Origin of the sequence: Johnsonella ignava ATCC 51276, from assembly GCF_000235445.1 — a bacterium.
Classification (GTDB): Bacteria; Bacillota; Clostridia; order Lachnospirales; family Lachnospiraceae; genus Johnsonella; species Johnsonella ignava.
The window spans coordinates 20082-28647 of record NZ_JH378844.1 but is presented as its reverse complement, the minus strand read 5'-3'; the positions used below and the strand labels follow the sequence as shown (position 1 = coordinate 28647).

The window sequence follows — 8566 nt, the reverse complement described above, 5'->3', positions numbered from 1 at the left end:
GCAGAAAGTGGGATTGCCATCGCTCAACGGATAAAAGCTACCCTGGGGATAACAGGCTTATCACTCCCAAGAGTTCACATCGACGGAGTGGTTTGGCACCTCGATGTCGGCTCATCGCATCCCGGGGCTGTAGCAGGTCCCAAGGGTTGGGCTGTTCGCCCATTAAAGCGGTACGCGAGCTGGGTTCAGAACGTCGTGAGACAGTTCGGTCCCTATCCGGCGTGGGCGCAGGAAGTTTGAGGGGAGCCGTTCCTAGTACGAGAGGACCGGGACGGACCGACCGCTGGTATGCCTGTTGGGGAGCAACCCCATGGCAGGGAAGCCAAGTCGGGAAGGGATAAACGCTGAAAGCATCTAAGCGTGAAGCCCCCCCTAAGATGAGACCTCCCGCGCGTAAGCGTTAAGACCCCTTGAAGACTACGAGGTTGATAGGACGCAGGTGTAAGTGCAGCAATGTACTAAGCCAGGCGTTACTAATAGGTCGAGGGTTTAACCAGAGGCTGGAGCATGTGGATTTTGTCTGATATGCGGTTTTGAGGGTACGGGGATAAAACTTAAGTTAGTTTGGCCCAGTGGCTCAGTTGGTTAGAGCGCCGCCCTGTCACGGCGGAGGTCGTCGGTTCGAGTCCGATCTGGGTCGTTTATACTTGACTAAAGTTTGAAAATATAGTATATTTACTTGGAAACATGGGATCTTAGCTCAGCTGGGAGAGCATCTGCCTTACAAGCAGAGGGTCATAGGTTCGAGCCCTATAGGTCCCACTTCTCAAACTGTATTTTGTGTTTTACATTATATAGTTGGGATTTGTAAAAAGTTAGATATATTGTGTTGTGCCGATATGGCTCAATTGGCAGAGCAGCTGATTTGTAATCAGCAGGTTATCGGTTCGAGTCCGATTATCGGCTTTGATTATCATATATATTTTATAATGGTAATCTGCATAATAGGATTATGGGGGAATTCCCGAGAGGCCAAAGGGGACAGACTGTAAATCTGCTGGCACTGCCTTCGGTGGTTCGAATCCATCTTCCCCCATTTTTGTTATAACAACAAAAGTTTATATTAACGCGGGGTGGAGCAGTCTGGAAGCTCGTCGGGCTCATAACCCGAAGGTCACAGGTTCAAATCCTGTTCCCGCAATCTACAGTTTTAGCCTTGGTAGCTCAGTTGGTAGAGCAGAGGACTGAAAATCCTCGTGTCACTGGTTCGATTCCGGTCCAAGGCATTTATAATGTATGGGATACTAGCTCAGGTGGTAGAGCACTTGACTTTTAATCAAGTTGTCCCGGGTTCGAGTCCCGGGTGTCTCATTTAATTAAAACAGCTTAGATAGGCGCTTTTTGGCTTGTTTAAGCTGTTTTTTGATTATAAAGCATCTATATATTAAGGTGAATATATAATCTATCTGAGCAATCTGTTTGCGACTTTCACTAAAATAATCCATCTGTACTTTTAAGCAGTTGATATAATATGTTATATTTGGGAGATTTTCATGTTTGGTTTAATGATACACTATTATAAATGTATAAACTATATTGACAGTGTAAAAATTTTATGATACTCTGAAAAAATATTAAGAATATCAGCTAATACTTATGGATTAATAAATCATCAAAACAGTCGTATATTTGTATATTTATGTACGTTTAGATAATTGGATATATTGATACAAGTTTGTATAAACTGATTAATATTTATAGAAGTTAAAAATTCTGAAGATGTTTAAAAGAAAAAAAGGAGATATACATGATTTGGAATTTTATTAAATCAGGAAAAAATAATTATTTAAATAAAAAGAATATAAAAATAATATCACTAGGTGTATTGCTAGTACTATTTATAGCAATATTGGTGTATAAAAAAAATAATATGTATGAAATTGATGACTCAACAAAACATAGGTTTGAGTCTATGATTGGAGAGCCAATTTGTGAAGTAATATTAGTACTGGGGGAAGGATATAAATATGAAGATTCCGAACATAGTAAGTTTGTATATGTTTTAGAGAATGGTATAGAGGTAGAGCTTATGGTTTTACCAGCTCATTATTTAGACTATGGTCCTAAATTAGGGGAAGTAGTATATAAAAAGAATGGGAAGGTTATTCGTGATGTAAGGATGGAAACTAATAAAAATCTGAGTTTGGAATATTTTATCGATAATATTCGTTACGATACAACTTTTACAGATGTGAAGCGGGAGATAGGAGATTTTACAGGATCTACAGGTTCCGGGATTATCAGATGGTATTATGAGATAGAAGGTCTGGCTTTTTTTGAAACTTATACGTTTGGATATTCAGATGAAAACCCGGTTTTTATGTTTAGGGTAGAGGATAATTCTGGAAATAATGAGCGCTTAATTATGTATATGGAAGATGAATTTAACAGTACTAAATATATAAAGAAACTTTTTATTGATAAAAAAATTGTTTTAAATGCGAAAAAAATAAAAATACAGACAAGACAATTTTTTGAATTAAATGATGAATATACATATGCAGATATAGTAAATTTATACGGAGAACCTCATGGTATAACGGATAATAATAGGGTATATTATCATATTAATTCATACTATGTATTTTTCCCGGGAAATTTTTCTTCTGATTCCGAAGCTAAGCTGAATTATTTGGATATATATTCAGAGAATGGTATGTTCAAATGTCGTATACAATATGCACCTGAATATATAAATGGCGTGTTGAATATATTTTACGATTGAAAATCAGTATAGTTAGACAATAAAAGTGATGGCACAGGAGATAGTGTATGTGCAGAAAAATATTAGATTGATTAAAGAATAATAAAAGTCTTGTTTTAGTAGAAAGGAAGCTTTATTTTAGGTGGATTAAATAGATCTGCAGTAAATGTTTCCCATATAGGTAATTCTGACTTAAATGAGATTGAGATTAAGGTTAAATTAATATTGGCGGTATTAAGAGACAATGGCTAAGAAAGTAAAAGATTATTATGATATTTCTTATTTAGAAGAACTGGCTGCTAAACTTTCAGCTTTAACGAGCAATTTTAATAAGAAAAAATTTTTGGAATTAACTAAAAGTAAAATAGAAGATTTAGAATTTAATCAAAGGCAGGAACTGATAGCTAAAGCCTTATATAAAGCCTTTGATATAGAGTATGAAAAGGTACTTATAATTTTTGGGAAGATTTTAGGTAAAGAATTAAGAGGAAATAGCGGGGCATTTACAGAAGGATGGTGGTTGTGGCCTATTGGAAAATATGTTGAGATTTATGGCGATGAATATTTTGAGGCGAGCATAGATTTTAGTAAAGAACTTACAAAAAGATTTACTTCGGAATACTGTATGAGACCTTTGATTAAAAAATATCCTGCCAGATCCTTTAAAATATTAAAAACTTGGAGTAAGGATGAACATGAGAGAGTTAGAAGACTTTCGAGTGAGTGTTTGAGGATAAGGCTACCTTGGGCAAAAAAACTCTTTGCCGCTCTTGAATATTTTGATGAGTACTTTGAAATTCTGAGTAATTTGAAAGATGACAAAGACAAGTATATACAAAAAAGTGTAGCAAACAACTTAAATGATTTGTACAAAGAAGATAAAGACAAATTTTATTTTATAGTTAATACATGGAAAACGGATAATATAAGTAAAGAGTGCGAATGGATTATAAAACACGGTTCCAGAAATATAAAGATGGAATAAATTTTTTATAAATACTGTAGGAGGATGTTTAATGAATTACAAAAATCCATATGAATACTTATCTGGAAAATTATCTAATCAGAAATTAATTAATGCCGGTTTTTCAGAGAGGACTTATGATACAGGAAATGTTAAATTGAACTATATAGCTGGTCCTAAAAATGGACCGGCTTTGTTGTTGATCCCTGCTCAGATAGGTATGTGGGAGAGTTATAAAAAAGTACTTATACCCTTATCACAAAATTTTCAGGTATATGCAGTAGATAAAGGGCGAAATACACTGTAAATCAGTATATTCCGCCCTTGGGCAAATTATTCCCATATATAAAATTTATTTATTATTAATAAGTATAGATATTTCCGGTCAAAACTTTGACGGTGTATTACAGGTTTTCTTTAGGGTCAAGCCTCCTACACAGCTCAAGTATAAGTTTTTTTGATGAAGGCTCAAGATGCCTAAATAATTTCAGACATTCCTCCTCCATATCTGTAAGTATCACAGGATGATTATCGCTGTCATACTTATCAATACTAATTTCATCATTAACAAGAAATTCAATCGGCACATCAAATATATTGCTTATCTTAGTTAATGTTTCATAGCCTGCTTCACTTTCACCATGTTCGTATTTACAGATAGTCTGCTGCGATACATGAACTATGGATGCAAGCTGGGATTGGGACATATTTGCCTTTTCTCTTAGTAGTTTTAAATTCTTCAATTGACTCACCTCAATGTATATTCTAACAATTTTATGTAGTAAGTTAAAACTATATTACGTTGTCAAAAACAACATATAGCAGTTGTAAAAAATTAATATACAGTTTAACGTAATTATGCTAAATAAAAGTTCTACAAGAACACTCAGTTTCCGACTCTTCGCCTGATTTGTATAAGATATGACATAATTATGTTAAATAAAAAATCTCACAAGAACACTAAAGCCTCATCGGGCTATAAGCTTACTTGTGAGATAAAAGGTCAACAAAACAAAGCATGCAAGTAAGTATAACTTACACACGGAAATAACTTTTGTTATATATAAGATACTGCCGCTGCATATAGAGCTAAAACAAAGTAATCTACAAACCACATATATAAACAACATCTGTGCGTGATGCAACGAACAAATACTTTAAAACTAAACGAGTTTTACAGTATCACCTACATGAACAAGTACATCTGTCGGGGTAAAAGGATTTATCTCATTGTAGTCTATATTTAAAGGCTCCTGCGACAGTGTTGGAACAAGCTGAGGCGGAAGTTGGAGTGCAAGCGGCGCTATATTTTTATGTTTATGATTTTTGCATATTGCATACTTCTCATGTACTTCGCTTACTACAAGTTCATCTTTAACAAATTCATAGTCTGAGAGTTTAGTACCGTCTATATCATAAATTGTACCGCAGTTTTCATAAACCTGAACTATATCTCCTTTATTGATTTTACTTCTTCCCACATTAATTATAAGGGAAAACTCATCAATAATTCTTATTACATTTCCTATACTATTCTGATCACTTTTTGCTGCTGCTTTATCAATGTTTTCACTCATCGGTAATATCTCCTATGTTTTTTGTACTAATCGGCATATCCTGCAACAGGCATGATACCATTAAAATATATAACATTGCTATAATATCACTAAAAGAATAAAAATGCAATGGAAAATAATGGAATTTTTTAAATAATTGCTGTAAATATGGACATTATGACATATATATGCTATACATATATATAAAGAATTCAGAAGCAGAAATTACAAATATTATACTTAAAAACCTGCTGAATTCCTATAAAAACAGTAGGGAAATATGCCCGAAGAATGGAAACTAATACCTGTATAACACCTGCATAAATCATGGCTAAAATGTAATACTATAATATTATTTATAGGGGTAAGCTGTAAAGGATGAAAAAGGCGGGAGATTCAGTGATTTATTAAAGAACAATTTATATATTAATAATTAATACAGGATATTTCATAAATAGGGGATGAAGTATCCGGGAGCAGACATTGATTAATTTAGAAAAACTGGGTGAGGCAGCAGAAAAGATAAGAAATAGGGAGGTTGAGGGGCTCGAGAATCTGTATCTGCTTACTTACAGGGATACATATTCTGATATAACAAGCTTTATCAATGATGAGGATGAAGTATGGAATATCCTTTTTGAAGTATATATTCAAGTATGGAAAAGAGCACTTTCAATACCTGATGCCAATATAATTAAATTATGGATAAGAGTAATTATAAAAGACCTTGCAAGAAAAAGGGGAATATCTCAGGTAAATGATTTTTTGAACACCGATTCAAATTATGGAAGGCTTGAAGAAAAAGCGGCAGCCGTCCTTATAGATATTGAAGAAGAACTCGGGATTTTTGATATTGAAGATGATGTGAAACCTGTAAGGAAGACAAGAAAACTTAAAAGATACAGAGCAGAATATACCTCACAGGACGATATCCTTTTTAAGCACAGAGATAAGAATAATGTTGAAGAAAAATCCGGTATTATTAAAGATACGGATAAAACTGAGAGTATTCAGAATCATAATAATGGCAGTTTTGAAGATATTAATGATTTTAACTACGAACAGGGTAAAAGTGAGTCAGATAAGGATACAGACAGTAATCATACGGCTGAAATCAAGTCTAAAAGTAAATATGAATTAAATATTAAAAACAGATTATCTGTTGCTGAAAAAAAAGAAAGAAAAAAGCAAAGACGTAAAAACAGACGTAAATATAAAGGTGCAAATAATATTCAGGGAGATGAGGGCAGCAAAAAATATGAGGATAAAGATATTGAAAGTGATATAAATGCTACCTATAATACAAATTTAGAGGTTGTAAGAGATACTGAGTTAAATGAAACAATTTATAAAAAGCAGGATTTAGAAAAAGGAGAATATGTAAAAGAGGAGAATATATCTGAACCTGCAGAAAATGAACCTTTAGACAACAAATTTTTGGAAAATAATGTATCAGAAAGTAATTCTTCAGAGAAAAACCTGTCTGAAAATATTAGATTAGAAAATAATACTGTTCATAGGTTAATTGCTGATAATAATATCATTATTCAAGAAGAAACTCAGGAGGATATATTACAGGAAGAAATACTTTATGAGAAAAAGCTTAATGAAGAAATATTGCATAAAAAGGTGCTGCCGGATAAAAATTTAAAACCACAGTCAGATAATAATGAGGAAATTTCTAAAAATACAGCTGATAAAAATACAGATATAAATTTTATAAAAAAATATGATTTAGAAGATGACATAGAAGGTAATATAGAAAAAAAGGATATAAAGCACACGGATATAAATCAGTCTGATATTAATGAAGGCAAAAAGATCGAAAGCAGACTTGAGAATGAACTCAGACATAATACAATACTTGACTTGGAAAACTTAGAAAATGTATATGATGAGGATATTGATGATATATATAATGAAGAAGATTATGGAGTACAATTTCCGTCTTTTTTCAGATTGTTTGCCGCTGTTTTTGCAACCGGTGTAGCCATAGCAATTATTATATATATAGTTGATGTGGTAAAGGAGGATGAATCAATCCATACATTTGCTTCAGATATATTTGAAAAACCGTCTAAGCAGTGGCTCGATATTTCAAAACAGCTTTTTGAAAACAGGGGATCAAGCCCATGGATTGATGGTATTGAAGGCAAAAAATACATGAGGGCTGACGGTCGCTTTATGCTTGAAGAATGGCTTGAAGAAGGCGGCAAGCTTTATTATTTTGACGATACAAGTTGCATGGTTACAGGTAAAAAACTGATAGGAAGTCAGACATGTACATTTGATGATAGCGGAGTATTAACATCTATAAAATTAAAATCCGTACCTGAAAACAAAAATACTGCAGTTGCAAGTGTTTTTAGAGATATAGGTGCTGAAGCTTTTTCAAAAAATATTGTAATGGATTCAGTAGCTTATGGAAGTGAATGGATATATTTTCTGCACATTAAGGAAAATGATAGAGATTCTCCGCCTGAACTTATGAGAATAAATAATACAAGTCATGCAGTGGAGCTGATAACTGATAAAGTAGACGGATATATAGTTATAGGTGATAATATATGGTATTCAAAAGATGGAAAAATACAGGTATTTGCAGCACTTGAAAATGGCGAAAATATATCGGAAAAATATCATATAATAATTAATCAGGGACTGTACAGCTTAGTGGACGGGATTGGAAGGATTATAAATCCTGCAAAGGGAGAAACTAAGATTGTCGGAGGCTGCGATTACATAATAGAAAACGGTATAATAAGTTCTGTAAGACCGGCTCCTCTTAGATCAGGTGAAAAAGAATTCAGATTTGAAGCTTCAGATATATATAATATATATAATTCCGACGGAAGCGTATTTTTAAATGTATCCGGGGGAATAGGTGCGGTATGTATGAAAGATAGTTTGTTATATTACAGCGAACCGTTTGAATACAATGGAAAAATACATACTAAAATATATAGACTTGATATAAATACAGGAAAAAAAGAAAGTGTAGGGGAAAATATAGAAGGAGAAATAAAAAATATGTATTATTATCCGGAATATGGTGAAATATATGCGGAATATGCTCCTTTAGGAAAGAAAAGTCCTTATACAAGAATTATAATTATAGGAAAAGATAATGATATAAATATAATTGATGAAACTGCAAGGATATCAGGTTCTGCAAAAGAAACCGAAAGTCTTGTATTTGTAGCTGTTGAAGGAGATAATATATACTGCTACAGGAATCACGGCAGTATGTCGGAGGACGGGAATCAATTTATTGTAGATGCTTCTTCATCTTTTATACTTGATAAAAGACGAAGAATAAAAATCAAATAAATATTAAAAAGA

General features: G+C 33.3%; 6 protein-coding genes, 7 tRNA genes and 1 rRNA gene. 12 read left to right on the top strand and 2 right to left on the bottom strand.

Annotated elements, in window-relative coordinates:
- The 11 genes from HMPREF9333_RS11665 to HMPREF9333_RS11615 all read left to right on the top strand — a co-directional run.
- Positions 1-497, top strand: a 23S ribosomal RNA gene (locus tag HMPREF9333_RS11665); the annotation flags it as partial.
- A 69-nt stretch (positions 498-566) separates the two neighbouring features.
- Positions 567-640 (top strand) — tRNA-Asp (locus HMPREF9333_RS11660).
- Between the two features lie 49 nt (positions 641-689).
- Positions 690-762: transfer RNA gene (locus tag HMPREF9333_RS11655), tRNA-Val, on the top strand.
- Positions 763-833: 71 nt separating this feature from the next.
- A tRNA-Thr gene (locus tag HMPREF9333_RS11650) sits at positions 834-906 on the top strand.
- 48 nt (positions 907-954) lie between these two features.
- Positions 955-1036, top strand: a tRNA-Tyr gene (locus tag HMPREF9333_RS11645).
- Between the two features lie 31 nt (positions 1037-1067).
- A tRNA-Met gene (locus HMPREF9333_RS11640) sits at positions 1068-1141 on the top strand.
- A gap of 12 nt (positions 1142-1153) precedes the next feature.
- Positions 1154-1226 (top strand) — tRNA-Phe (locus tag HMPREF9333_RS11635).
- A 12-nt stretch (positions 1227-1238) separates the two neighbouring features.
- Positions 1239-1311 (top strand) — tRNA-Lys (locus tag HMPREF9333_RS11630).
- A 436-nt stretch (positions 1312-1747) separates the two neighbouring features.
- Positions 1748-2725: a hypothetical protein gene (locus HMPREF9333_RS11625; protein ID WP_005542290.1), complete on the top strand. Its 978-nt coding sequence runs from the start codon at positions 1748-1750 to the stop codon at positions 2723-2725.
- A 223-nt stretch (positions 2726-2948) separates the two neighbouring features.
- Entirely contained in the window at positions 2949-3689 is a 741-nt protein-coding gene (locus HMPREF9333_RS11620) for a DNA alkylation repair protein (RefSeq protein ID WP_005542288.1), read from the top strand.
- Between the two features lie 31 nt (positions 3690-3720).
- Complete coding sequence (locus HMPREF9333_RS11615; RefSeq protein WP_005542287.1) at positions 3721-3975, top strand: alpha/beta fold hydrolase; 255 nt, start codon at positions 3721-3723, stop codon at positions 3973-3975.
- Between the two features lie 97 nt (positions 3976-4072).
- Here the strand turns inward: HMPREF9333_RS11615 and HMPREF9333_RS12370 are convergent, their stop codons facing one another.
- On the bottom strand, positions 4073-4411 hold the full coding sequence (locus HMPREF9333_RS12370; RefSeq protein WP_156797344.1) for a helix-turn-helix domain-containing protein: 339 nt from the start codon (positions 4409-4411) through the stop codon (positions 4073-4075).
- A gap of 420 nt (positions 4412-4831) precedes the next feature.
- The gene (locus HMPREF9333_RS11605; protein ID WP_005542285.1) at positions 4832-5245 is read right to left on the bottom strand and encodes a hypothetical protein; all 414 of its coding nucleotides are present in this window, start codon (positions 5243-5245) and stop codon (positions 4832-4834) included.
- A 462-nt stretch (positions 5246-5707) separates the two neighbouring features.
- Between HMPREF9333_RS11605 and HMPREF9333_RS11600 the strand changes: the two genes are divergently transcribed.
- Entirely contained in the window at positions 5708-8554 is a 2847-nt protein-coding gene (locus HMPREF9333_RS11600; RefSeq protein ID WP_040883109.1) for a hypothetical protein, read from the top strand.
- Positions 8555-8566: the final 12 nt, after the last annotated feature.

What these genes read in the sequence shown, in the direction of transcription:
- HMPREF9333_RS11615 (WP_005542287.1), top strand. Translation starts at nt 3,721, where the DNA reads ATGAATTACAAAAATCCATATGAATACTTATCTGGAAAATTATCTAAT.
- HMPREF9333_RS11620 (WP_005542288.1), top strand. Translation starts at nt 2,949, where the DNA reads ATGGCTAAGAAAGTAAAAGATTATTATGATATTTCTTATTTAGAAGAA.
- HMPREF9333_RS11625 (WP_005542290.1), top strand. Translation starts at nt 1,748, where the DNA reads ATGATTTGGAATTTTATTAAATCAGGAAAAAATAATTATTTAAATAAA.
- HMPREF9333_RS11605 (WP_005542285.1), bottom strand. Translation starts at nt 5,245, where the DNA reads ATGAGTGAAAACATTGATAAAGCAGCAGCAAAAAGTGATCAGAATAGT.